The 23,419-nt window shown below is 61.2% G+C and carries 25 protein-coding genes; 16 read left to right on the top strand and 9 right to left on the bottom strand.

From position 1 onward, the window contains the following. Nucleotides 1-4: 4 nt before the first annotated feature. On the bottom strand, nt 5-1,108 hold the full coding sequence (gene mnmH, locus CGA22_RS01480) for a tRNA 2-selenouridine(34) synthase MnmH (RefSeq protein ID WP_041022439.1): 1,104 nt from the start codon (nt 1,106-1,108) through the stop codon (nt 5-7). Next, entirely contained in the window at nt 1,108-2,142 is a 1,035-nt protein-coding gene (gene selD, locus CGA22_RS01485; protein WP_041022438.1) for a selenide, water dikinase SelD, read from the bottom strand. The genes mnmH and selD overlap by 1 nt, the downstream gene beginning before the upstream one ends. A 193-nt stretch (nt 2,143-2,335) precedes the next feature. Here selD and CGA22_RS01490 point away from each other — a divergent pair, with 193 nt between their 5' ends. The 3 genes from CGA22_RS01490 (at nt 2,336) to CGA22_RS01500 (ending at nt 4,329) form a co-directional block, all read left to right on the top strand. Next, nucleotides 2,336-3,286, top strand: a complete 951-nt coding sequence (locus CGA22_RS01490) for a nucleoside-specific channel-forming protein Tsx (protein ID WP_052435117.1) — start codon at nt 2,336-2,338, stop codon at nt 3,284-3,286. Nucleotides 3,287-3,366: 80 nt separating this feature from the next. Beyond that, nucleotides 3,367-3,651, top strand: coding sequence for a hypothetical protein (locus tag CGA22_RS01495; RefSeq protein WP_041022437.1), 285 nt, complete (start codon nt 3,367-3,369; stop codon nt 3,649-3,651). 90 nt (nt 3,652-3,741) lie between these two features. Further along, nucleotides 3,742-4,329 (top strand): hypothetical protein, encoded by a 588-nt coding sequence (locus CGA22_RS01500; RefSeq protein ID WP_041022436.1) that lies wholly within the window; start codon nt 3,742-3,744, stop codon nt 4,327-4,329. Nucleotides 4,330-4,502: 173 nt separating this feature from the next. Here the strand turns inward: CGA22_RS01500 and CGA22_RS01505 are convergent, their stop codons facing one another. From CGA22_RS01505 to CGA22_RS01520, 4 genes are all read right to left on the bottom strand, one after another. Next, nucleotides 4,503-5,219, bottom strand: coding sequence for an alpha/beta hydrolase (locus CGA22_RS01505; protein ID WP_041022435.1), 717 nt, complete (start codon nt 5,217-5,219; stop codon nt 4,503-4,505). A gap of 63 nt (nt 5,220-5,282) precedes the next feature. Then, a complete protein-coding gene (locus CGA22_RS01510; protein ID WP_041022434.1) occupies nt 5,283-6,395 on the bottom strand; it encodes a M14 family metallopeptidase in 1,113 nt (370 codons plus the stop codon). A 101-nt stretch (nt 6,396-6,496) separates the two neighbouring features. Continuing rightward, nucleotides 6,497-7,276 (bottom strand): ABC transporter substrate-binding protein, encoded by a 780-nt coding sequence (locus CGA22_RS01515; protein ID WP_041022433.1) that lies wholly within the window; start codon nt 7,274-7,276, stop codon nt 6,497-6,499. Nucleotides 7,277-7,514: 238 nt separating this feature from the next. Further along, on the bottom strand, nt 7,515-7,949 hold the full coding sequence (locus tag CGA22_RS01520; RefSeq protein WP_041022432.1) for a rhodanese-like domain-containing protein: 435 nt from the start codon (nt 7,947-7,949) through the stop codon (nt 7,515-7,517). 101 nt (nt 7,950-8,050) lie between these two features. Between CGA22_RS01520 and ftrA the strand changes: the two genes are divergently transcribed. Further along, nucleotides 8,051-9,010, top strand: a complete 960-nt coding sequence (gene ftrA / locus CGA22_RS01525; protein ID WP_041022431.1) for a transcriptional regulator FtrA — start codon at nt 8,051-8,053, stop codon at nt 9,008-9,010. A gap of 188 nt (nt 9,011-9,198) precedes the next feature. Here ftrA and cobF read toward each other — a convergent pair whose 3' ends face one another. After that, nucleotides 9,199-9,954, bottom strand: a complete 756-nt coding sequence (gene cobF, locus CGA22_RS01530) for a precorrin-6A synthase (deacetylating) (protein ID WP_041022430.1) — start codon at nt 9,952-9,954, stop codon at nt 9,199-9,201. After that, on the bottom strand, nt 9,951-10,517 hold the full coding sequence (locus tag CGA22_RS01535; RefSeq protein WP_041022429.1) for a histidine phosphatase family protein: 567 nt from the start codon (nt 10,515-10,517) through the stop codon (nt 9,951-9,953). Before CGA22_RS01535 ends, cobF begins: the two co-directional genes overlap by 4 nt. A 287-nt stretch (nt 10,518-10,804) precedes the next feature. Between CGA22_RS01535 and CGA22_RS01540 the strand changes: the two genes are divergently transcribed. The 11 genes from CGA22_RS01540 (at nt 10,805) to CGA22_RS01590 (ending at nt 20,900) form a co-directional block, all read left to right on the top strand. Then, nucleotides 10,805-11,659 carry a MurR/RpiR family transcriptional regulator gene (locus CGA22_RS01540; RefSeq protein WP_041022428.1) on the top strand — a complete coding sequence of 285 codons (855 nt, stop codon included), beginning with the start codon at nt 10,805-10,807 and terminating at the stop codon, nt 11,657-11,659. A gap of 2 nt (nt 11,660-11,661) precedes the next feature. Then, complete coding sequence (locus tag CGA22_RS01545) at nt 11,662-12,306, top strand: cysteine hydrolase family protein (protein ID WP_041022427.1); 645 nt, start codon at nt 11,662-11,664, stop codon at nt 12,304-12,306. After that, nucleotides 12,303-13,652 carry a glutamine synthetase family protein gene (locus CGA22_RS01550; RefSeq protein ID WP_041022426.1) on the top strand — a complete coding sequence of 450 codons (1,350 nt, stop codon included), beginning with the start codon at nt 12,303-12,305 and terminating at the stop codon, nt 13,650-13,652. The genes CGA22_RS01545 and CGA22_RS01550 overlap by 4 nt, the downstream gene beginning before the upstream one ends. Beyond that, nucleotides 13,636-14,388: an N-formylglutamate amidohydrolase gene (locus CGA22_RS01555; RefSeq protein ID WP_041022425.1), complete on the top strand. Its 753-nt coding sequence runs from the start codon at nt 13,636-13,638 to the stop codon at nt 14,386-14,388. The genes CGA22_RS01550 and CGA22_RS01555 overlap by 17 nt, the downstream gene beginning before the upstream one ends. 61 nt (nt 14,389-14,449) lie before the next feature. Then, nucleotides 14,450-15,799 carry an APC family permease gene (locus CGA22_RS01560; RefSeq protein WP_041022424.1) on the top strand — a complete coding sequence of 450 codons (1,350 nt, stop codon included), beginning with the start codon at nt 14,450-14,452 and terminating at the stop codon, nt 15,797-15,799. A 126-nt stretch (nt 15,800-15,925) separates the two neighbouring features. Further along, a complete protein-coding gene (locus CGA22_RS01565) occupies nt 15,926-16,942 on the top strand; it encodes an arginine N-succinyltransferase (protein ID WP_041022423.1) in 1,017 nt (338 codons plus the stop codon). Between the two features lie 49 nt (nt 16,943-16,991). Beyond that, nucleotides 16,992-18,026: an arginine N-succinyltransferase gene (gene astA, locus CGA22_RS01570; RefSeq protein WP_041022422.1), complete on the top strand. Its 1,035-nt coding sequence runs from the start codon at nt 16,992-16,994 to the stop codon at nt 18,024-18,026. Nucleotides 18,027-18,286: 260 nt separating this feature from the next. After that, entirely contained in the window at nt 18,287-18,991 is a 705-nt protein-coding gene (locus CGA22_RS01575; RefSeq protein ID WP_084213755.1) for a hypothetical protein, read from the top strand. Further along, a complete protein-coding gene (locus CGA22_RS01580) occupies nt 18,988-19,647 on the top strand; it encodes a hypothetical protein (RefSeq protein WP_041022421.1) in 660 nt (219 codons plus the stop codon). The genes CGA22_RS01575 and CGA22_RS01580 overlap by 4 nt, the downstream gene beginning before the upstream one ends. 18 nt (nt 19,648-19,665) lie before the next feature. Continuing rightward, on the top strand, nt 19,666-19,848 hold the full coding sequence (locus tag CGA22_RS01585; protein ID WP_041022420.1) for a hypothetical protein: 183 nt from the start codon (nt 19,666-19,668) through the stop codon (nt 19,846-19,848). 182 nt (nt 19,849-20,030) lie between these two features. Beyond that, on the top strand, nt 20,031-20,900 hold the full coding sequence (locus tag CGA22_RS01590) for an oxaloacetate decarboxylase (protein WP_041022419.1): 870 nt from the start codon (nt 20,031-20,033) through the stop codon (nt 20,898-20,900). 147 nt (nt 20,901-21,047) lie between these two features. Here CGA22_RS01590 and CGA22_RS01595 read toward each other — a convergent pair whose 3' ends face one another. Further along, nucleotides 21,048-22,277, bottom strand: coding sequence for an acyl-CoA dehydrogenase (locus tag CGA22_RS01595; protein WP_041022418.1), 1,230 nt, complete (start codon nt 22,275-22,277; stop codon nt 21,048-21,050). A 189-nt stretch (nt 22,278-22,466) separates the two neighbouring features. Between CGA22_RS01595 and CGA22_RS01600 the strand changes: the two genes are divergently transcribed. Next, nucleotides 22,467-23,396, top strand: coding sequence for a LysR family transcriptional regulator (locus CGA22_RS01600; RefSeq protein WP_041022417.1), 930 nt, complete (start codon nt 22,467-22,469; stop codon nt 23,394-23,396). The last annotated feature ends 23 nt before the right edge of the window (nt 23,397-23,419 follow it).

Here is a 23,419-nt window from a genome sequence, read left to right on the forward strand (position 1 = left end):
GGGTTCATCCTGTCCGGGCGGCGCGTTCACGCAGATACTCGAGCACAGCCGCCTGCTCCCCCGCAAACTCGATCCGACTCTCCTTCTTTTCCCGCTGGAACACGTACATCGGGTCGTAATACTCACGCAGCAACCCTTCGATCCAGCCACGATGCAAGTCCACCGCACCGCTATCGGCCTGCTCGGCCAGGGCGACTTCCATGATTGCCATCAGGCGCCGATGACGGTCGCCCCCCAGGCGCTTGTGGATGTTGTTCAAACTCGCCAGCAACCGTTCGGAAAACCGCGCGAACCCTTCTTCGCCGTGCACGGCGACAAACTCGGCGCTCAGGTTGATGACGTAATCCCGCAGAATCCGCTCGACCCGCCGCTCCACACTGTCTTCCAGCCAGACCATCGGAACCTGTTGCATGCGCAGGTACAACGGCAACGGCAAGGCACAGCTGCCGACCATGCGGCTTTCATCTTCCACCACGAATTGCCCGAGACCGGCTGCGCGCTTCTTCAGCATATCCACGGCCAGGCGGTTCTCGAAATCGATGTTGGAAGGCTGCCCCGTGGCGCGTTTGCCGAAGCTGGAACCACGGTGGTTGGCGTGACCTTCCAGGTCCAGCCCGTTGCCCAGCTGGACCAGCACCTCGGTCTTGCCGGTGCCGGTCATGCCGCCCAGCAGGACGAAATCACACTGGGTAACCGCCTGCTCAACGGTGTCCAGCAGGAACGTGCGCATTGCCTTGTAGCCGCCGCCAACCCTGGGGTATTCGATGCCGGCTTCATCCTTGAGCCATTGCTGGACGATCTGGGAGCGCAGGCCGCCGCGAAAGCAGTACAGAACCCCGTCAGGGTGGGCCCGGGCGAAGTCGGCCCAGGCCTGGATGCGGTGCGCCTTGATTTCGCCGGACACCAATTGGTGCCCCAGGACGATGGCCGCTTGCTGACCCTGCTGCTTGTAGCAAGTACCGACCCGCTGCCGCTCGATGTCGGTCATCAGTGGCAGATTGACCACGCCGGGAAAGGCACCCTTGAGAAATTCCACGGGCGCGCGCGTGTCCATCATCGGTCGATCATTGAGGAAAATGTCGCGGTAATCGGTAATGTCGTTGCTCATCAAGACACCTCGACCGCGTTGGTCTGTCGCTCGACCAACTCGCCAATCGGCTCCAGCGCAAGGCCCAGTTCAGCAGCTACCGCAAGAAACTCGCTTTCGCCTTGTGCTGTCACGGCGATCAGCAAGCCGCCGCTGGTCTGCGGATCGCACAGCACGCGCTTGTGCAGTTCCTGGACGCGACCGACCTTGCTGGCGTAGCTGTCGTAGTTGCGCAGCGTACCGCCTGGCACACAGCCCAGCTCCAGGTAGTATTCGACGCCCGGCAGGCGCGGCACCGCCTCGTAGCGGATGCGGGCGGTCAACTGACTGCCGTCGGCCATTTCCACCAGATGCCCAAGCAGACCGAAACCGGTGACATCGGTCATGGCCGTCACGCCATCGAGTTTGCCGAAGCGGCTGCCGGGTCTGTTGAGGGTGCACATCCAGTCACGGGCCAGACCGACGTCGGCGGCGCGCAATTTGCCCTTCTTCTCCGCCGTGGTGAGGATGCCAATGCCCAGGGGCTTGGTCAGGTACAGGCGACACCCGGCAGTGGCGGTGTCGTTACGTTTCATGTGGCGCTTTTGTACCAGGCCGGTGACGGCCAGGCCGAATATCGGCTCAGGCGCATCGATCGAATGCCCGCCGGCCAAGGGGATACCGGCCTCGTCGCACACCGAACGCCCACCGCGAATCACTTCCCGTGCGATTTCCGGGGCCAGCACATTGACGGGCCAGCCGAGAATCGCAATGGCCATGAGCGGATCACCGCCCATGGCGTAGATGTCGCTGATGGCATTGGTGGCGGCGATGCGGCCGAAATCGAAGGGATCATCGACAATCGGCATGAAGAAGTCAGTGGTCGACACCACCCCGCGCTCTTCATCGATGGCATACACCGCTGCATCGTCCCGGGAGGCGTTGCCCACCCACAACTTCGGATCGAGGTTCTGCGCACCGCTGCCGGCCAGGATCACTTCCAGTACTTGCGGCGAAATCTTGCAACCACAACCGGCGCCGTGGCTGTACTGGGTCAGGCGAATGGGCTCGCTCATGGCATACCTCCTATCAGTCAAGATCAGCGATTCTAGCAGTAACGTCGACGGTCCAGTGCTCGTGCCGCAAGGGCCAGGAAAAAACTGGTACGGGATGTGCAAACGTTTGCGAGCCCCATCAAGGCCTTCTGACCGGGTCATTTTCTTTACATCCAGGAACACGGGCTTCGGCCCGCACGAACAAGGACTTTCCATGCATTTCATTTCCCGCCGTCACACCGTGCCCGGCGTATTTGCAGCCTCTTTGCTACTGACCGCCGTTACCGGACTACTCAGCCCTGCAACCCAAGCCGCACCCGCCGACGCATCTGCCCAGGGCGAAACCTTGAGCCCCGAAGCCACAGCGCCGAAAAAAGGCGCCTACCTGTCGGACTGGTACAACCAGAACCTGACGATCATCGGCAGCAAGGACATCAGTTTCGGCCCGCAACCGGTCGACGATGTGTACCTGGAATATGAGTATTTCGGCCGCAAGGGTCCGTTCGAACTGTACGGCTACGTCGACATTCCGAAGATTTTCGACATCGGCAACAGCCACGACAAAGGGGCATGGGACCACGGTTCACCGCTGTTCATGGAACACGAACCACGCATTTCCATCGACTACCTGGCAGGCCGCAGCCTGGCCATCGGGCCGTTCAAGGAATGGTATGTGGCGTTCGACTGGATCTACGACCATGGCAGCAACAGCGCCAATCGCGGCAACACCTTGTACAGCGGGCTGGGCACCGACATCGACACCCATTCCAGGGTCAACCTGTCGGCCAACTTCTATGGTCGCTATCAATGGGAAAACTACGGCGCCAGCAATGAATACTCCTGGGACGGCTACCGCGCCCAACTCAAATACATCGTGCCGATCAGCCGGTTCAGCAACGGTGCTTCCCTGACTTACATCGGCTTCACCAACTTCGATTTCGGTTCGGACCTGCACAAGGACAATCCGGCACGCACCGCCAACGCCACGGTTGCCACCAACGTGTTGCTGTACTCCTTCACCCACCTGCGCTTCACGCTGGTGGGCCGTTACTTCCACAACGGCGGCAACTGGGAGGATGGCAGTGAACTGAACTTCGGCGATGGCAACTTCCGCGCCCGCTCCGAGGGCTGGGGGTACTATGCCGGGGTAGGTTATCAATTCTGATCGAGGGCATTGGCGATGGAATTTTCGTGCATCGCGAGAATCACTTGAACATCAACCGAGTGCTCAACAGGAGACTGCCGATGTCCCTTTCCCCCGCCAATGCCGACAGCAGCCATCTTGATTACGGGCTCGACACGCTGTTCGGCCGGGAAACCAAAAGTGTCGACTGCCAGTTCGATGTCAAACGCCTCGATGACGGTGAGCCGCCATGGTTCGCGCTGCACATCCGCCCCCCGTTGCCTGATGATCTGGAGAAGGCCCAGATCGTGGTGTTCACTGCCGAGGGGCGGCGGATCAGCGGGATTGTCCGGCGTACCGAGCGCCTGGCCGATGACAGCCTGCAACTGGATGTCGAGCCTGACTGACACGCGGGGAAGCCTGCGCAGCACTGGAGTCCGGCGCGATGCCCGTGGGATGATCGGCCTCCGAACACGCCCACCACGCCGAGAGTTTCAATGTCATTGCTGATTAAACACACTGCTGCGCTGTTGCTGACAGCCGTTGCCGGTCTGGCTGTCGTGCCGGCCTATTCGGCCCCGGCTAAAACCACCGGAGAACTGCCGGCCCAGAAAGTATCGATGCTGGGTGGCAAATTTGTCTTTACCTTGCCCAAGGGCTTCACTGCGACAGCTCTGCCTGCCGGCGATGCCGCCCAGGGCACGGCGGGGGCGACCGGGACCATGTACAGCAACGCCACCAGCCGGACCGTGGTGATCACGGCCGAAAACACCATCGTCAATGGTGGGAAGGTCAAGGATGACGATGCTGCGTTTCTCGACACGACCATGGCCGGTTTTGCCGCCCAGCGAAGCAAAGCCTTGCCGGACGCCAAGATCCTCAGCGAAAAAAGCCTGACCCAGAAAGGCAGTGGCCTGGGCCTGCGTCAACTCGACACCAGCGCCACCCAGGGCGGCGGGCCGACCCTCGACACCACCTTGCTGGGAGCCTCCGGCACACGCGTAGCCGTGGTGCAGATCATCTCCCGGGCCAGCGACAAGAACGGTCATGAAGCGCTGGTGAAACAGATCGCCAACGGTAAGTGACGGCCTGGATGCGGGGGTGTGCCTGAGGGGACCGCGTTGCTTCATTCGCGAGCAAGCCCGCTCCCACAGGGGCTGCGGTGGGTTGGAGTCGTGTGAACAACCGGCACCCACTGTGGGAGCGAGCCTGCTCGCGATGGCGTCAGCCCATGCAACAACGCTTCAACCTGAAGCCGCTACGGATTGAGCCGCTCCAGCCAGGCCCGCAGGTCCTGTACTTCCAAGGCACTGATGGTATGCCCGACGCCCGGATAGGCATGGAATTCCGGCTCCAGGGCCAAGGTCTTCAGGAACGTGTCGGCTTCGGTGCCATCGTGATAGGGGATGATCGGGTCTGCCGTGCCGTGGCCGATGAACACCGCCAGCGACCGCCGCGATTCGTCGGGGGTCAGTTCGGCTTGCAGCACGGACAGAACCCGCCCGCCCATCGCCGCGATACCACCGACGGCATCGGGGTGTCGCAGGGCGACTTCGTAACTCATCATCGCACCCTGGCTGAAACCCACCAGATAGACCTGGCTGGCATCCGTCGGGTATTTGGCCCGGGCCTTTTCGATGAAATCCAGCAGCATCTGGCCGCTGGCCTTCAAGTCCGAGGTGTCACCGTCATAGGCACCCTCGCCCTTCTTCGCAAACCACTGGTAATGACCCGGTTCCATGGTCTTCGGCGCCCGCACCGAGAGGTAGTTGTAGTGCTTGGGCAGCTCGTCCCTGAGCTCGAACAGGTCCTGTTCGTTGCTGCCGGAACCATGCAGGAATATCACCAGCGGCCGGTCCCTGGCCTGCTCGTCGGCCTGGGCCAGATAACTGAGTGGCAAGTCCGTGTGCAGCGAGGGTTGCGCTTGCAACCCGGACGAGACCAGCAACAGGAACAGGGCGAACGCTTTGAACATTGATCTTCCTCCATCATTCGATAGCCCATGGCAAGGGCCGTACGGTGAGGTAGACAGCACTTTTCAGTCGTTGGTCAATTTCCCGGTGCGTATCGGCTCACGCCCCGCCACTTTCGCCTGCCAGATCCCGGGCTGGGTATAACGCCCACGGTCCAGGGCGAACAGCACGCCGCTGGTGCCGGCCCGTACCGTGGCCACCCGATCATCCAACGGGTCGACCACCTCGAACAACGGATCGCCCCGCTCCACCCATTCACCCGCCTCGCGCAGGAAACTCACCACGCCATGGTGCGGCGCGAACAGGTACTCGGTGCCCTCGAACGGAAAGCCTTCACAGCATTGGGCGGGCACGGACGGCCAGTCGCCGCCGATGAAGCCCTGCTCGGCCAGAAATCCGAGAATGGCCTCGCAATTGGCCTGGGCCTGATCCACCCGAGTGTCGCCCATGCTCCCCAGTTCCAGGGTGGTCGCCAGGTTGGCCGGCGGGATCGCCGCCTCGGGAAAGGCCCTCGCCAGGCGCAGCCAGGGGGTGGAGCAGGATTCGTCGAACGAACTTCCGCCGGAGTCCTCGCACAGCAACGCCACGCCGGCTTTCAACCGTGCAGCCAGGGAACGCCACTGCGGCCACTGTTGCGGCAAGGCGTACAGATGAATCGCCGCCTCGAAATCGCAGTGCAGGTCGAGGGTGATATCGGCATCGCAGGCATGGCGCAGCAGGAGGCGATGCAGGGCTTCGAGCTGTGATGGGGGCGCGGGCAACTCGTCCAGCACCTGGAGCATGGTCTGGCGGATCAAGGTGATATTGGCCGCCGGATCGTCTCCCAGCCGTTGGCCGACACGTTGCGCCACCGGGGCACTGAGCTCCACGAAGGAACGGTTGAAGTTCTTGCCGCTGCCCAACTCGAAACGCCCCATGTGGGCGCTTTGCAGGTGCTGATCCAGGCCGATGGGGTTGGCCACCGGCACCAGCTCGATCACGCCCTTGAGCAAGCCCTGGGCCTCGAGCGCGTTGAGCCGTTGCTTCAGTTCCCAAGCCGTGCGCATGCCGGGCAACTCATCGGCGTGCAGGCTGGCCTGGATGTAGACCTTGCGTGGGCCATGGCCATAACGAAACACACTGAGCCGACGTTCGGTGCCGAGGTGGCTCCATGGCAGGGTATGGTCGATGCGTTGCATGAAATCTCCAGATACGAAAGCGTTCATCGCGCAGGGTAAAACAATCGCCCATGAAAAAGGTGGCCGACCGCGTCAACGGTGGGCCACCTTGGTTTCAACGATCAATGCCCGTAGATGTCGAAGGCGAAGTACTTGTCCTGCACTTTCTTGTACGTGCCGTTGGCACGGATTTCGGTGATGGCGGCGTTGAATTTCTCGGCCAGGGCCTGATCACCCTTGCGCACGGCAATGCCGGCACCGCCGCCGAAGTACTTCGGATCGTCGTAGGTTGGGCCCACGAACGCGAAGCCTTTGCCAGCGTCGGTTTTCAGGAAGCCATCGTCGAGGTTGACCGAATCGGCCAGCATGGCATCGAGACGGCCGGCGACCATGTCCAGGTTGGCTTCCTGCTGGGAGCTGTAGCGCACCAGGTTGATGCCCGCCGGTACCAGCACTTCGGTAGCGAAACGATCATGGGTGCTGGCCCGCAGCACACCGACCTTCTTGCCCTTGAGTTCGGTCAATGGGTCCTTGATCCCGGAACCTTCCTTCATCACGAAGCGTGCCGGGGTATGGTAGTACTTGATGGTGAAATCGACGTTTTTCTTGCGGTCGTCGGTGATGGTCATGGACGACAGGATCGCGTCGATTTTCTTCACCTTCAACGCCGGGATCAGGCCATCGAACTCCTGCTCGACCCAGACGCACTTGACCTTCATCTGCTCACACAACGCATCACCGATATCGACATCGAAACCGGCCAGTTTGCCGTCAGGGGTCTTCATCGAGAAAGGTGGGTAACCGGCTTCGATCCCGAGGCGGATCGGCTGGGCGTCAGCGGCCATGGCCGACAAGGACAACACGGACAGTGCCAGGGCACCGAACATTGCTAGCTTCTTCATTTTTACTCCTGAGTGCGCAGGTTTTTTATTGACAGATCGTAGGCAGCGTTCGGTTGGCAAAAACCGAAGTGGCCGGGAGTCTAGAGGGGCACTCAGAGGCGGAATTGTGTTGAGGCGACAAATAATTATAAAAATAACCAGGCGTGTCCGATGTCCTTGAAGTTTGCGAAAAACCTGACAGGACAAACTGCTGTGGCGAGGAAGCAAGCTCCCTTGCCACAGGGATCGCTGCAAAAACTCAGCAGTCGCAGCTGACCGCCGTGTCCGCCACGCGCTCCACCAGGCCGGTCAGGCGAAAGCCCTCATCGAGCCAGCCCATGACGCCACCGATCATTTCCTTGACCGGATAGCCCAGGGTCGCCAGGCGCACTGCCGCCTTGTTCGCGCCGTTGCAGTGCGGCCCCGCGCAATAAACCACGAACAGCGTGGTTTTTGGATAAGCGGCTAACGCCTGGGCGGTGAGCGAGCGTGACGGGATATTGATCGCGCCTGGCACATGACCGCGTTCATAGGCCAGGGGCCCACGGACATCCACCAATACAAAATCGACCTCGCCGGCCTGTTGGCTGGCATGAACGTCGGAACAATCTGTTTCGAACGTCAGCCGACTACTGAAATGCTGTAAGGCAATGTCGGACGGAGCAGCAGGCACTTCGCTAACCGGGCTGGGCATTGTGGGTACTCCAAGGGGGATGAGGGCGTAAGGAGACTTTATCCGCCCTATGCTAACCGCTAAAGTGGCGCAGAAGACACTCAGTGGGAATTTTCCGCCAAATGCAGCTCTCCCCCGGCCTCGTCGCCATCATCGCCTATGACGGCTTGTGCACGTTCGAATTCGGCGTTGCCGTCGAGATTTTCGGACTGGCCCGTCCCGAGTTCGATTTCCCGTGGTATGAACACCGGATTGTCGCCGTCGATGACGGCCCATTGCGCGCCATGGGCGGCTTCCAGGTGCTGGCCGACGGTGGCATGGAGCTGCTGGATACGGCCCGGACCATCGTGATACCCGGCTGGCGCAGCCGCAGCGAGCCCCCCTCCGAAGACTTGCTGGCAGCACTGCGCAACGCCCATGCCCGGGGCGCGCGCCTGCTGTCGATCTGCTCCGGGGCATTCGTGCTGGCGGCCGCCGGGCTGCTGGACGGGCTGGGGGCCACGACCCACTGGCGCTACACCGATGAACTGGCCGAAAGCTTTCCGGCCATCCTGGTCGATCCGGACGTGCTGTACGTGGATTCAGGCCAGGTCATCACCTCAGCCGGCAGCGCAGCCGGCATCGATGCCTGCCTGCATCTGGTGGCGCGGGATTTCGGCGCCCAGGTTGCCAACACCGTGGCGCGCCGACTGGTGATGCCGACGCAACGCACCGGCGGCCAGGCGCAGTTCATTCCATCACCCGTCAGCCGCACCCCGCGTAGCGATCTGTCCGGCGTCATGCAGTGGGCCCGTGAACACCTGCACGAGCCCCTCGGCGTGCGCGAGCTCGCCAGCCAGGCGGCCATGAGCGAACGGACGTTCCTGCGCCGTTTTACCCAGGCCTGCGGCCTGTCGCCCAAGGCCTGGCTGCAGCATGAACGCCTGGCGCGCGCCCGGGAGTTGCTGGAAAGCACCCAGGACAACACCGACAACATTGCCCAGCTGTGCGGCTACCGCTCGGTGGAAAGCTTTCGCGTGGCGTTCCGCAGCGTGGTGGGGCTGGCGCCATCGGCGTATCGGGAGCGGTTTGGGCGGGGGTGAATGTACAGAGTTGTCTCAGGACACGCCCCCTGTGGCAAAAGCGCTTGCTTGTGGCGAGGGAGCTTGCTCCCGCTGGGGCGCGCAGCGCCCCTAAGCCCCTGTAGGCCAAGAGGGCTGCTGCGCAGCCCAACGGGAGCAAGCTCCCTCGCCACAGCAAGCTCCCTCGCCACAGGCTTGATTCGCAACCCTCAAGGCTTACGCAACAAATAAGTATCCATGATCCATCCATTCGCCTGCCGCGCCGCCTTGCGGGTGCGCTCGATGTCATCGGCCACATCCCCCAACCGCCCGGCGATGAGCAACTCATCCGGCGTCCCGACGTAGGCGCCCCAGTAAATATGCGTATCGGGATCGCCCACCTGGCGGTACGCATCCTCGGCGTCGAGCATCACCACCACGCTCGCCGCGTCCCCCACCTGGCCCGCCGCCAACCGCCGCCCGGTGGTGATCTCCAACGCGCCGCCAATGCTGTTCAACGACACTTTGTGCTGCGCCGCGAGGGCCTGGACGCTGGTGATGCCCGGGATCACCTCGAACTCGAAGACGCAGCGTCCCGTCTCGAGAAGGGTCTGCAGGATGCGGACAGTGCTGTCGTACAACGACGGATCACCCCATACCAGAAAACCGCCGCACTGCCCGTCAGACAGTTCTTCATCGATCAACCTTGCGAACGTCGCCTGCTTTGCGCGGTTCAGATCTTCGACGCTGCCGGTGTAGTCGGGGTCCTCGCGTTGACGCTCAGGACTACAGGCTTCGACAAAACGATATGGGCGATCAACGATGTAGCGTGCACAGATGTCGCGCCGCAGGTCCAGCAGCGCGTGCTTGGCGGGCCCCTTGTCCATGAGAAAGAACACGTCTACCCGATTCAGGGCTTTTACCGCCTGCATCGTCAGGTAATCCGGATCGCCGGCGCCGATGCCGATGACTGAAAGCTTCTTCATGCCTGTGACTCCTGGGCACGCAAACGCCACACCCCGTTGAAACGCAACTCAAGGGCGGACAGCGGTTCGATGTCGATCCGGCTGAAGCTGGTTGTCGGGCATTGCAACACGTTTACCAAGGCCGCCCGGATCACGAACGGATGAGTGACGGCCAGCAGGTGCCCCGGTTCACTTTCCAGGCTTGCCAGCCAGTCCCCGACACGACGGCACAGTCGGTCGAGGGACTCGCCGCCATGGGGAGTCGCATGGGGATCATCGAGCCAGGCTTGCAGATGTTCCGGCTCGGCCTGGAGCAACTCGTCGATGGACAACCCGCGCCACCGTCCCAGATCACAATCGGCCAGGGCCTGGACCACCCGGAACTCGTCGCCGAACAATGCGGCGGTCTGGCGGGTTCGCAACTCAGGCCCGCACAAGACATGTCGAACGTTCCGATACCCGTGGCCGGCCTCCGGACGCCTGGCCAACCAGTCAGCATCCAGTGATTCGTCCAGCGCGAAACGCGCCTGCTTCTGGGCGACGGTTCGGGCATGGCTGATCAAGGTCAGACGAGTGGATTGCACGCGGACGCTCACACTGGCGGAGGGCGGATACTGGGATCGTTGGTGTACGGCATCTTATATAGGAAATCCAATATCCGAGACAAAAAGTCGTTATGTCTGACACGGAAAAAGGCATTGGCTGACATACCCCGCCATCCTTTCCAAAGCCCCGACCTACAGGACTTTCGCACCAATTCTGGGCATTTTAAACGAAACGTAAAAACCACTGGACATGTAGCACTGGCTACATAAATACTGTTTTTAGGAGTTATGAAAGAAATTCAACACCCATCCAGCAAGGAGCACGGATGCCGCCTCTCAGAGAGCTTATTACCGACCCCGGTCTGATCTTGACGCCGTCGGAACGCAAGGTCGTACGCGCTCTGCTCGATCACTATCCGCGCAACGGCCTGGGCCCGATGTCGCGCTTGGCCGAACACGCTGGCGTGAGCGACCCGACCATCGTGCGGCTGGTAAAAAAACTTGGATTCGGTGGCTATTCCGAGTTCCAGGATGCACTGCTGGTCGACATGGACCACCGCCTGCGCTCTCCCCGCACGATGTTGCAGCCTCGGATCAAATTGCAGCAAGGCGACACCTGGAGCCAGTACCTGGTGGCCAGCCAGCGCAGCATCCTGGAAACCCAGGTTCTGACCCAGCCCGAAGACGTGCGCATTCTCGTGCAGTGGCTGCTCGACACCCGGCATCAGGTGCATTGCTTCGGCGGACGCTTCAGCAGCTTCCTGGCCCATTACCTGCTCAATCACCTGCGCCTGCTGCGGGCCGGCTGTTTTGCCCTGGAAGACAACGCCCAACTGCCCGACCGACTGTTCGATGTGCAACGCCAGGACGTAGTGTTGATCTTCGATTATCGTCGCTACCAGGCCCAGGCCCTTCGTGTCGCCAGTGCGGCCAAGGAACGCCATGCCCGGGTCGTGTTGTTCAGCGACATCTATGCCTCGCCCTTGCGCGAACTGGCCGATCTGATTATCAGCGCGCCGGTGGAGTCAGTCTCGGCCTTCGATAGCCTGGTACCGGCGTTGGCCCAGGTCGAAGCATTGATCGCCTGCCTGACGCTGCAATGTCCTGGCCTGGCCGAACGCCTGGACGGTATCGACGGCTTGCGCACTGAATTCGACACGCACCTGTTGGAGGAAAAATAAGGATGTTCTCGCTCCCTCACCGCTCCCCCCGGGACCTGCCGTTCACCCGCGACCACACCGCATTGCTGCTGGTGGACATGCAACGCGCCTGGCTGGAGCCGCAGTTCGATGCTCACCTGGACACACCCGAAGCCGACTATTTCATCCGCCGCGCCCGCCAACGTGTGATTCCCAACCAGCAACGCCTGCTCGACGGAGTGCGTGTGGCCCGGCAAAACGTGCTGCACACCCACATCGAAAGCCTCACCGCCGATGGCCGCGACCGTTCCCTGGACCACAAACTGTCGGACATGCACCTGCCCAAGGGCAGCCCGCAGGCGCAGATCATCGCCGAGCTGATGCCTATGGAAAACGAGATCGTGCTGCCCAAGACTTCCTCGGGGGTCTTCAACTCCACCAATATCGACTACGTGCTGCGCAACCTGCAGGTCCGGCACCTGATCGTCGCCGGGATCGTCACTGACCAGTGCGTCGATATGGCCGTGCGCGACGCCGCCGACCGCGGTTATCTGGTCACGCTGGTGGAGGACGCCTGTGCCACGTACACCGAACAGCGTCACCTGGCCTGCCTGAATGCCATCAAGGGCTATTGCTGGATCACCGACACCGACACCGTGCTCGGTCGCTTGCAGGAGATGCAGCCATGAGCCGTCTCGAAACCGCAACGCTTGCACCGCTGCCCGTCACCACGCTGGTGAGCACCGACCTGATCGGCGTGACCCGCGGGCGCTCGTTTCCCAGCGATGAATTGCCCCATTACGTCACTGCCGGCTGTGGCTGGGTGCCGGCCAACAGCGCGTTGACACCCCAGGACATCATCGCGTCGACCAATCCCTGGGGGGCGTATGGCGACCTGCGGCTGGTGCCGGACCTGTCCAGTCGGGTCACCATCAGCAACGGTCCCGACCCCGAGGCACCGGCGCTGGACTTCATCCATTGTGACGTGCGCGAGACCGACGGCCGGCCCTGGGGCGCTTGCCCACGCACGCTGCTGCATGACGAAGTGGAACGCTATCGCACCGAGCTGGGCTTGCAGGTCTTCGCCGCGTTCGAGCATGAGTTCAATCTCAAATCCCCCCTGCCCCAACCCGATCGCCTGGCCTTCAGCCTCCAGGCCCAGCGCCAGCAGGCCGGTTTCGCCGGCTGGCTGCTCAGTGCCCTGCGGGCCGGCGGCGTCGAACCGGAAATGTTCCTGCCCGAATACGGCAAGCAACAATATGAAATCACCTGCCGTCCGACCCTGGGCGTCGCCGCTGCCGATCGTGCGGTGAACGTGCGGGAGATCACCCGCGAGATCGCCCGACAGATGGGCCTGGAGGCAAGCTTCGCTGCCAAGACGTCGGCAGATGCGGTGTGCAACGGCGTCCACCTGCACCTGAGCCTGCAAGACCTGGACGGCGATCCCGTGCTCCACGACAGCGCGAGCAGCAACGGCCTGTCCAGCCTCGGTCGACACTGGGCCGCCGGTGTATTGCAGCATCTGCCGGCCCTGTGTGCATTGACCGCGCCGACGCCGGTCTCCTACGAACGCCTGCAACCCCATCACTGGAGCGCATCCTACGCCTGTCTGGGACAGCGCAACCGCGAAGCCGCGCTGCGCATCTGCCCGACCGTGAGCCTGGGGGGGAAACCGCTGGCGAACCAGTACAACCTGGAATTCCGTGCCATGGACGCCACCGCGTCACCGCACCTGGCGATGGCCGCCTTGCTGATCGCCGGACGACTGGGCATCGAACAACGGCTGGCGCTCAATGCTGTCACCGATGAAATACCCGACGACCTGAATGAGGAGGAACGCCGGACTCGTGGCATTATCGCCCTGCCGACCACCCTGGCCCAGGCCCTGGATTGCCTGCGTCACAGCGGGGCGCTGTTGGATACCCTGCCCGGCCCGCTGGTCGAAACCTACTTCGCCTTGAAGGCCCAGGAACTGGCCTTGACCCAGGCGCTGTCACCTGCCGAGCGATGTGAGCACTATGCGCGAATCTATTGAGTGCGCCGAGTCGGGGCTTTACACCGAGCCGCCCTACCGGCTGATCCGGGAGAACGCCGAGCACCCATTGATATTGGTGTGCGAGCACGCCAGCCGCTTCATTCCCGCTGCACTGAATGACCTGGGCCTGGACGAAACGGCGGCCCATGAACACATTGCCTGGGACATCGGTGCCTTGGCGCTGGCCGAGCGCCTGTCCGAGACGCTCGGTGCAACCTTGCTGTCGGCCAACTATTCACGCCTATTGATTGACTTGAATCGCCCGCTCCACGTGCCGGACAGCATCCCGCCCCAGAGCGAGATCTACCAGGTCCCGGGCAACCAGGCTCTGGACGAAACCACTCGGAAGTACCGCCAGCAACGCCTGTTCCACCCGTTCCATGACCGGTTGCGGTCGCTGATCGACCAGCGCCTGGCCGACAACCGACCGACGCGGGTGGTGGGCATCCACAGTTTCACCCCCGTGTTCTATGGCCAGCCGCGCGCTCTGGAAGCCGGCGTGCTGTTCGGCGAAGCCGTGGACTACGCCCAGCGCATCGTCGATGGGCTGGGCCGGCATTCGTTGCGGGTGGCAGGCAACCAGCCCTACCGGATCAACCCGTTGACCGACATGACGGTTCCGGTTCACGGCGATGCTCGCGGCCTGGATTCGGTGTTGATTGAAGTGCGCAACGACCTGCTGCGCAGTCCCGAGGCCGTGCGTACCTGGAGCGCCTACCTGGCGCCGCTGCTGTAACAGGGCAGCAACGAACGATAGAAAAACAAAATCAATGATTGGCTGAAATGGAGAACGGCTTGTGAGTATCGAGGCATTTGGCTACAAACAGGAATTGAAACGCAGCCTGTCGCTGACGGATCTGGTGGTGTACGGCATGATCTTCATGATCCCCATCGCACCGTTCGGCGTATATGGCTACGTGAACGCCGAAGCGCCGGGGATGGTGCCGCTGGCGTACATCATCGGCATGGTGGCGATGCTGTTCACCGCGCTGAGCTACGGCAGCATGGCCCGGGCCTTCCCGGTGGCCGGTTCCGTCTATTCCTACGCACAAAGAGGCCTCAACCCACACGTCGGGTTCATTGCCGGCTGGTTGATGTTGCTGGATTACCTGCTGATCCCGCCGCTGCTCTATGTCTACGCCGCCATGGCGCTGAATCACCTGTATCCGGACATTCCCAAGGTCGGCTTCATCCTGGCATTCCTGGTGAGCGCGACCTTCGTCAATCTGCGGGGCATCACCTTCACCGCGCGGATGAACATCATTTTCCTGCTGGCCCAACTGGTGGTGCTGGGGATTTTCCTGTTCTACGCCTGGAATGCCCTGCACGGCGGGGCCGGCAACGGCCAGATAACCCTGGCGCCGCTGTACAGCCCGGAACACTTCAACTTCGCCCTGCTGATGCAAGCCGTGTCGATCGCCGTGTTGTCGTTCCTCGGCTTCGATGCCATCTCCACCCTGGCCGAAGAAATCAAGGGTGACCCGGGACGCAGCATCGGCAAGGCAGCGCTGGTGACCCTGTTGGTCATGGGCGCGATTTTCGTGGTACAGACCTGGATCGCCACGGATCTGGCGGCGGGCATGGGCTTCAAGTCCGCCGACACCGCCTTCTATGAAATCGCCGAACTGGCGGCCGGCAGTTGGCTGGCCACCCTGACCGCTGTCGCCACGGCGCTGGCGTGGGGCGTGGCGGTGGCGATCACCTCTCAGGCCGCGGTGTCGCGCCTGTTGTTCGGCATGGCTCGGGACGGCAAGCTGCCCAAGGTACTGGCCAAGGTCCATCCGAAACACAACACGCCCTACATGAGCATCTATCTGGTGGCCGTGCTGTCACTGCTGATCTGCTACCTGTTCATCAATGCCGTGGACACCCTGACCTCCCTGGTCAACTTCGGTGCATTGAGCGGCTTCATGCTGTTGCACATCACCGTGATCAACCACTACTGGCGCCGCCAGCGGTCCGGGCAACTGATCCGTCACCTGATCTGCCCGCTGGTCGGCTTCGTTATCGTCGCGGCCATCATGTACAACATGGGCGTGGATGCGCAGAAGCTGGGCCTGGTCTGGATTGCAGCGGGCCTGGTCTATCTGTGCGCGCTCAACAAGTTCAGCAGTCACACCGCCCTGCCCGACCCGGCGGGTCATTGAAATTCGGAGCTGGCCGCAGGGATAGGCCAGCCGCCGCGGTAGTTGTAACCGTTACAACGCGTGGACATCGACAGTGATCGTCAAGCCCGGTGCAGCCACCGGGCCCCTGGAACAGGAGTGCAATCCATGCTGGCCTTACGTCCAGTTCAGTTAAGCGATCTGCAACAACTGCAGCAGCTGGCTCGTGACAGCCTGGTGGGGGTCACCTCGCTTCCAGACGATACCGAGTGCCTGCGGGAAAAAATTCTCGACTCGCGCGCTTCGTTCGAGGCCGATGTGCAAGGCCCGGGTGGGGAAAATTATTTTTTCGTGTTGCAAGACCTGGTGTCCGGGCGCCTGGTGGGCTGTTCGGAGATTCTCGCCAGCACCGGCTGCAACGAACCGTTCTACAGCCTGCGCAACCGACCGTTTTCCAGCGCCTCCCGGGAACTGAACATCCGCCACGGCGTGCCAGCACTGTCGCTGTGCCAGGACCTCAATGGCCAGACCCTGCTGCGCGGTTTTCACATCGACGCCGAACGGGTGCGCACGCCGGAGTCGGAGCTGCTGTCCCGGGCCCGGTTGATGTTCATCGCCGCTCACCCGCAACGCTTCGCCGATTCGGTCATCACGGAAATCGTCGGTTTCAGCAGCGAAGACGGCCAATCACCGTTCTGGGACGCCATCGGCCAGCATTTTTTCGACCTGCCCTATGCCGAAGCCGAGCGCTTGTGCGGCCTGCAGAGCCGTACTTTTCTTGCCGAGCTGATGCCCCAGTACCCCATTTATGTCCCCATGTTGCCGCCTGCGGCCCAGGCCTGCATCGGCCAGGTGCACCCTGACGGTCAGGAAGCCTTCGACATCCTGGCGCGCGAGGGTTTCGAAACCAACAGCTACGTGGACCTCTTCGATGGCGGACCGACACTGTACGCCCGCATCGCGAATATCCGCTCCATCGCCGAAAGTCGTATGGTTTCCGCCCGGCAGAGCCCGCAGATTGACGCCCGGGGTCGCTATCTGGTGAGCAACGACAGCCTTGGCAACTACCGGGCGATCGTGGCCGAGCTGGATGTCGGCTCCGCAGGGACCGTAACCCTGACACCCGGGATGCTCGCAGCGCTGGATATCACTGATGGGCAGCAGATCCGGGTGGTTGCCTTATGAACATCACGCAACGCCGTGTCCCAGGCCGACACGATGAAGGAGCTGCATCATGATTGTCCGCCCGGTCGCCATCACCGACCTGCCTTCATTGCTGGACCTCGCCCGCTGCGCAGGCCCGGGATTCACCAGCCTGCCGGCCAATGAAGAGCGCCTGGCCCATCGCATACGCTGGGCCCAGCGCACCTTTGCCGGACAAGTCGAGCGGGCCGACGCCGACTACCTGTTCGTACTCGAGGACGATGACCGGCAAGTGGTCGGTATCAGCGCCTTGACCGGCGCGGTCGGTCTGCGTGAGCCGTGGTACAACTATCGGGTCGGGGTCACTGTCAATTCGGCGCCGGAGCTGGGCATCCAGCGGCAGATTCCTACCCTGTTCCTCAACAACGAAATGACCGGGCAATCGGAAATCTGCTCGTTGTTCCTGCACCCCGCCCAGCGCCGTGGTCATAACGGGCGGCTGCTGTCCCTGGCACGCCTGTTGTTCGTTGCGGAGTTCTCCCAACTGTTCGGTGAAAAACTGATCGCCGAGTTGCGCGGCCATGCCGACGAGCACGGTTGCTCGCCGTTCTGGGACAGCCTGGGACGACACTTTTTTCAGAAAGACTTCAGCTACGCCGATCAGTTATCCGGCATGGGCAATAAATCGTTCATTGCCGAATTGATGCCGCGCCAGCCGTTGTACACCTGCCTGCTCACCCAACAGGCCCAGGCCGTGATCGGCAAGGCCCACCCGAATACCGAACCGGCCTTGAAGATTCTCGGCGCCGAGGGTTTCCGCCATAAGGGTTACATCGATATTTTCGACGGCGGCCCGGTGATCGAAGCGCCGGTCTCGAATATCCGCAGCATCCGCGACAGCCAGTCACTGGTCCTGGCCGTCGGTTCGCCGGACGAACGGGCGCCCGTCTGGTTGATTCACAACCGGCGCCTGGAAAACTGCCGCGTCACCAGCGCCCGAGGCCATCAGAACGGTCACAGCCTGGTTGTCGACCGTCTCACCGCCAAACGCCTGCAAGTGCAGCCAGGTGACACCGTGCGCGCCGTGCCACTGCTCGGGCAGGGGCGACAGGCTGTGGCGGCTTAGCCTAAATACAATAAGCCACCTGTGGTCGCTGGATCACTGGCGACCAGTCGGCAGGGTTCCCTACCCTGCTTCTGGCAACTCGCCAAAAAAGAATTAGTTCATTCGTAATACTTGCCGACAATTCCTTAGTTGCCGCTCCCCCACACAAAACTCATACTTTCGCGCATCGACCCACTGCTGCGAAAATGCTCATGATCACAAATCTAATTACCAGAAACTTTTCGCCAGAGCATATAGCGAAAAAAATAAAAACATTAGACATGACCGCGCAAGTCAACCAACTGATTAGCCAACTGAACAGCCAACCGTCGTTTGCCAAGGCACAGTCCCGGCGTGCGGCCATCATGAACATTTCCAATCCGCACACGGGAACCCTCCTATTGCATTGCACCAGCATCGGCAATATCAGCATCAGGACCCCCACCCCAAACACCGCTCTTTCGCCCCTCTACTCGGTCCCCGGGCAAAGCATTTTATTTGCGCTCGATCAACCGTTCGAGGTGCAACTTTATGTGCGCCATGACCAGCAACTTGAACCACTCGACAGCGTTATCATTGACCAGCAAAACCCGCTTATCATTGACGGCAACCGAACACTATTCGATTACGCTGCCACAGAACGGGAAGTTGCCCGTTTGACGGGGCGAATCAACTTGCTGGACAGAAGTTCGGATATCAGCGTATTTGATCGCCTTTCACTGCGTAAAATAGCCTGGTTGCCTCACGACGAAAGCGCCGCCCGGTTTCTGGTGAGCCTGGAATTGCTCGAAACCCTCCGCGATCCCGGAGGGGCGAAGGTTGCCGAAGAACTGCTTTATCACTACCACCCGGCCGTAGCGTGGAAAGCCTTTCAGCTGCTTTATCAGGCCGCCCCGCACAAGGCATTGAACTATGTCCCGCTGTTAAAGAAACTCAAGAGCCCGCGCCTGGATAGTTTGCTTTCTCCCTTGGAGAAGGCCGCATGAACCTGGAAACATTTATCGCACGCTTAAATACCTATGATTTGCAGCGCGACAAGAACTGCATCATTGACGACCTGCGTCAGTTGGCTTCAAACCGGTTCTTATTAAGCGAGCACCTCTATACCTCGATCCAGAGAGATGGCTTCAGTGTTCGCGACAGCCTCTACAATGCCTACGCATTTGTACTGCACAGCAATGACCTGTTCACCCTTCGCCTGGGATTCTGGTCGCCGGTCAACCTGCAGGATGAACATGAAACCTTTATCTATGACCTGAACCACAGCCATGACTTTGAAATGTATGTTGTCGGCTACAGTGGCGATGGCTACACGACAATCATCCGCGAAATACTGGACGACCTGCCATTGCAAGCAGGCAAGACTCCCCGACTGGGGGAACAGCGCAGCGTCAAACTTTCGCCCGGCGAAGTTTTATATATGCCCGCCTTGAAGGAAATCCATAAACAGATCGCCCCCCAATCCATGTCCGCATCATTGAGTCTACTTATTCACCCGGAACACTCGATCCGCGCTGACGAAGCCTGGTGTTTTGACGAGCACTACACGCCGCTTTACCCCGGCATCGCTGCGCAAGAGACAGCTCTGTTTACACAGATGCTGTCATTGCTCCCCCCTGGACAGTCGTCCGCTGCCCAATAACCAAAGAAGGAAGAAACCGTGAATAATCCAATGAACAATTGGGATGAAACCCCCTTGTTGCGCGCCGCAGTCAATGTGGTCGATACCGCCATGCAGCTCAGCAGCGAGATCCAATGCACCATTCCGGGCTTCCCGACGCGCTTCAACGTTGGGAACATCCATGAGATCAAGCAGATCTGGAGCGTGCCAATCCAGGACTGAATAGCCCTCGGATGATCTCCTGCCGGGCCGCAGACCTCTCAGGTCTGCGGCCTTTTTCGATGCGCGGCAAACATGGCCCATGCGCATTCGTCATCATCTTTACGCTTGCCACGTGATAGCCTTTGGTTCTTTCGGCGTTGACATTTTTGCTCAAGCCCTTCCATTCCATTGGTGGAACTTATATGTCCAGGCTTTCCCATCAAGATTTGCGTCGTAACTTCCGCCAACTCCTGGCTTCCCAGACCTGCTACCACACCGCATCGGTGTTTGACCCGATGTCGGCGCGCATTGCCGCCGACCTGGGCTTTGAAGTGGGAATCCTGGGCGGCTCGGTTGCGTCGTTGCAAGTATTGGGTGCTCCGGACTTTGCGTTGATCACCCTCAGCGAGTTCGCCGAACAGGCCACCCGCATCGGCCGCGTGGCCCAACTGCCGGTGATTGCCGATGCCGATCATGGCTATGGCAACGCCCTGAACGTGATGCGCACCATCATCGAACTCGAACGCGCCGGCGTGGCAGCCCTGACCATCGAAGACACCCTGCTGCCGGCCCAGTTCGGCCGCAAATCCACCGACCTGATCGGCGTGGCGGAAGGTGTCGGCAAGATCCGCGCGGCGCTGGAAGCCCGGGTCGATCCGGAAATGGCAATCATCGCCCGTACCAATGCCGGGATCCTGCCGGTCCAGGAAATCATCAGCCGTACCCAGCAATACGAACGTGCCGGCGCGGACGGGATTTGCATGGTGGGCGTGCAGGACTTCGAGCACCTGGAGAAGATCAGCGAAAACCTGACGGTGCCCTTGATGCTCGTCACCTATGGCAATCCGCTGCTGCGCGACGACAAACGCCTGGCCGAGCTGGGCGTGCGGGTGACCATCGACGGTCACGGCGCCTACTTCGCCGCGATCAAGGCCACCTACGACAGCCTGCGCGAACAACGGCAGATCTTCACCCAGGCCTCGGACCTCAGCGCCACCGAACTGACCCACACCTACACCCAGCCCGAGGAATACATCCGTTGGGCCGAGGAGTACATGAGCGTCAAGGAATAACTGCGAAATGGGTGTTCACCACAGATCCCCTGTGGGAGCCGAGCTTGCTCGCGATGGCGGTGGGTCAGCCGATTGAAAGAGTGGCTGTGATACCGTCATCGCGAGCAAGCTCGGCTCCCACAGGGGCTTGTGATGAATGCCGAGCCCTCAGCGCTCGCTGCGCAACATTTCCTTGGGCACGTACTTGCCGATTTCGAACTTGCCGATAGCGGCGCGGTGCACTTCATCCGGGCCGTCGGCCAGGCGCAGGGTGCGCTGCATGGCGTACATGTAGGCCAGCGGGAAGTCGTTGGACACCCCCGCACCACCGTGGATCTGGATCGCACGGTCGATGACCTTCAGGGCCACATTCGGCGCGACCACCTTGATCTGGGCGATTTCACTTTTCGCGACCTTGTTGCCAACGGTGTCCATCATATAAGCCGCTTTCAGGGTCAGCAGGCGGGCCATGTCGATTTCCATCCGTGAGTCGGCGATCTTGTCGACGTTGCCACCCAGGCGCGCCAGCGGTTTACCGAAAGCGCTGCGACTGACGGCACGCTTGCACATCAACTCCAGTGCCCGCTCGGCCATGCCGATGGAACGCATGCAATGATGGATACGGCCCGGGCCGAGGCGGCCCTGGGCAATTTCAAAGCCGCGGCCTTCACCCAACAAGACGTTTTCGTACGGTACCCGCACGTTATCGAACAACACTTCGGCGTGACCATGGGGCGCATCGTCATAACCGAATACCGGCAGCGGCCGCACGATCTTGACCCCGGGGGTGTCCACCGGCACCAGGATCATCGAATGCTGGGCATGGCGCGGCGCATCGGGGTTGCTCAGCCCCATGAAGATCAGGATCTTGCAACGCGGGTCACAGGCCCCCGAGGTCCACCATTTCTTGCCGTTGATCACCCATTGGTCACCCTCGCGCTCGGCGCGGGCGGCCATGTTGGTGGCGTCCGAGGACGCCACATCCGGTTCGGTCATGGCGAAGGCCGAGCGGATCTCGCCCCGCAGCAGCGGTTCCAACCAGCGCTGCTTCTGTTCTTCATTGGCGTAACGCACCAGTACTTCCATGTTGCCGGTGTCCGGCGCCGAGCAGTTGAACGGCTCCGGCCCCAACAACGATCGGCCCATGATCTCTGCCAGCGGCGCGTACTCCAGATTGGTCAGGCCAGCCCCCAGCTCGGACTCGGGCAGGAAAAGATTCCACAGGCCTTCGGCCCTGGCCTTGGCCTTGAGTTCTTCCATGATGGCTGTGGGCTGCCAGCGATCACCTTCGGCCACTTGCCGCTCGAACACCGCTTCGGCCGGATAGACGTAGGCATCCATGAACGCCGTGACGCGTTCACGCAATTCCTGAACCTTGGGGGAATAGGCAAAATCCATGGGCAGCACCTTCTGGGCAGAGGTTGATTTCAGATCATGAAATCGATGCTAGTTCAGCTACGAAAATTTACCTAACCTATTCTCGGCGTGTATTAACATTCATCACCGATATATGGTTCACTGATTCCATCGCCATCCGACACCTCACGACACGCCCGAGAAACCGTCTAAAAACAAGAGTGCAGCGCCATGAATCTGAGCAAGGTCGACCTCAATCTCTTCATCGTCTTCGATGCGATCTACACCGAAGCCAACCTGACCCGCGCCGGGCAGATCGTCGGTATCACTCAGCCGGCCGTATCCAACGCCCTGGCGCGCCTGCGGGAGACCTTCAACGACCCGCTGTTCGTGCGCACCGCCCAGGGCATGGTGCCCACGCCCATGGCCCAGAACATCATCGGCCCGGTCCGCAATGCACTGTCGCTGCTGCGGGTGTCGGTGCAGGAGAGCCGGATTTTCAACCCGCTGCAGGCCGTCAAGACCTACCGCATCAGCATGACCGACCTCACCGAAGGCGTGATCCTGCCACCGCTGTTCCAGCGCCTGCGGCGCCTGGCGCCGACCGTGGCCATCGAGAGTTTCCTGTCCAAGCGCCGTGAAACCACCAAGGAACTGGCCGCCGGCCGGCTCGATTTTGCCGTCGATGCCCCGCTCAATACCGACCCGCAGGTACGCCACGTCAAACTGATGGAAGACCGTTACGTATGCGCCATGCGCAAGGGCCATCCCTTGGCGGGCAAGGAAAAAATCAGCCTCGATGACTATCTCGCCCAGACCCATGTGCATATCTCCAGCCGTCGCAATGGGCTGGGCTATGTCGACCTGGCCCTGGGCAAGATGGGTATCCAGCGCAAGATCGCCCTGCGCTCCCAGCATTACTTGATGGCCTCCCAGGTGTTGCAGCAGACCGACATGGTCATGACAGTCCCGGAGCGTTTCTCCCGTCGTCACGACCTGCACGCCTTCCAATTGCCAGTCAACGATGTGCCGCCGGTGGAAACCCATCTCTACTGGCACGAAAGCACCGATCAGGACCCAGCCAACCGCTGGATGCGCGAACAGATGATCGAGTTGTGCCAGCAGGTGACGGCCCATGAGAAAAAACTTGAGAACGCGTAGGGGCTCGCTCCCACCGGTTTCAT

Source organism: Pseudomonas sp. PSB18 (assembly GCF_014596565.1).
GTDB lineage: Bacteria > Pseudomonadota > Gammaproteobacteria > Pseudomonadales > Pseudomonadaceae > Aquipseudomonas.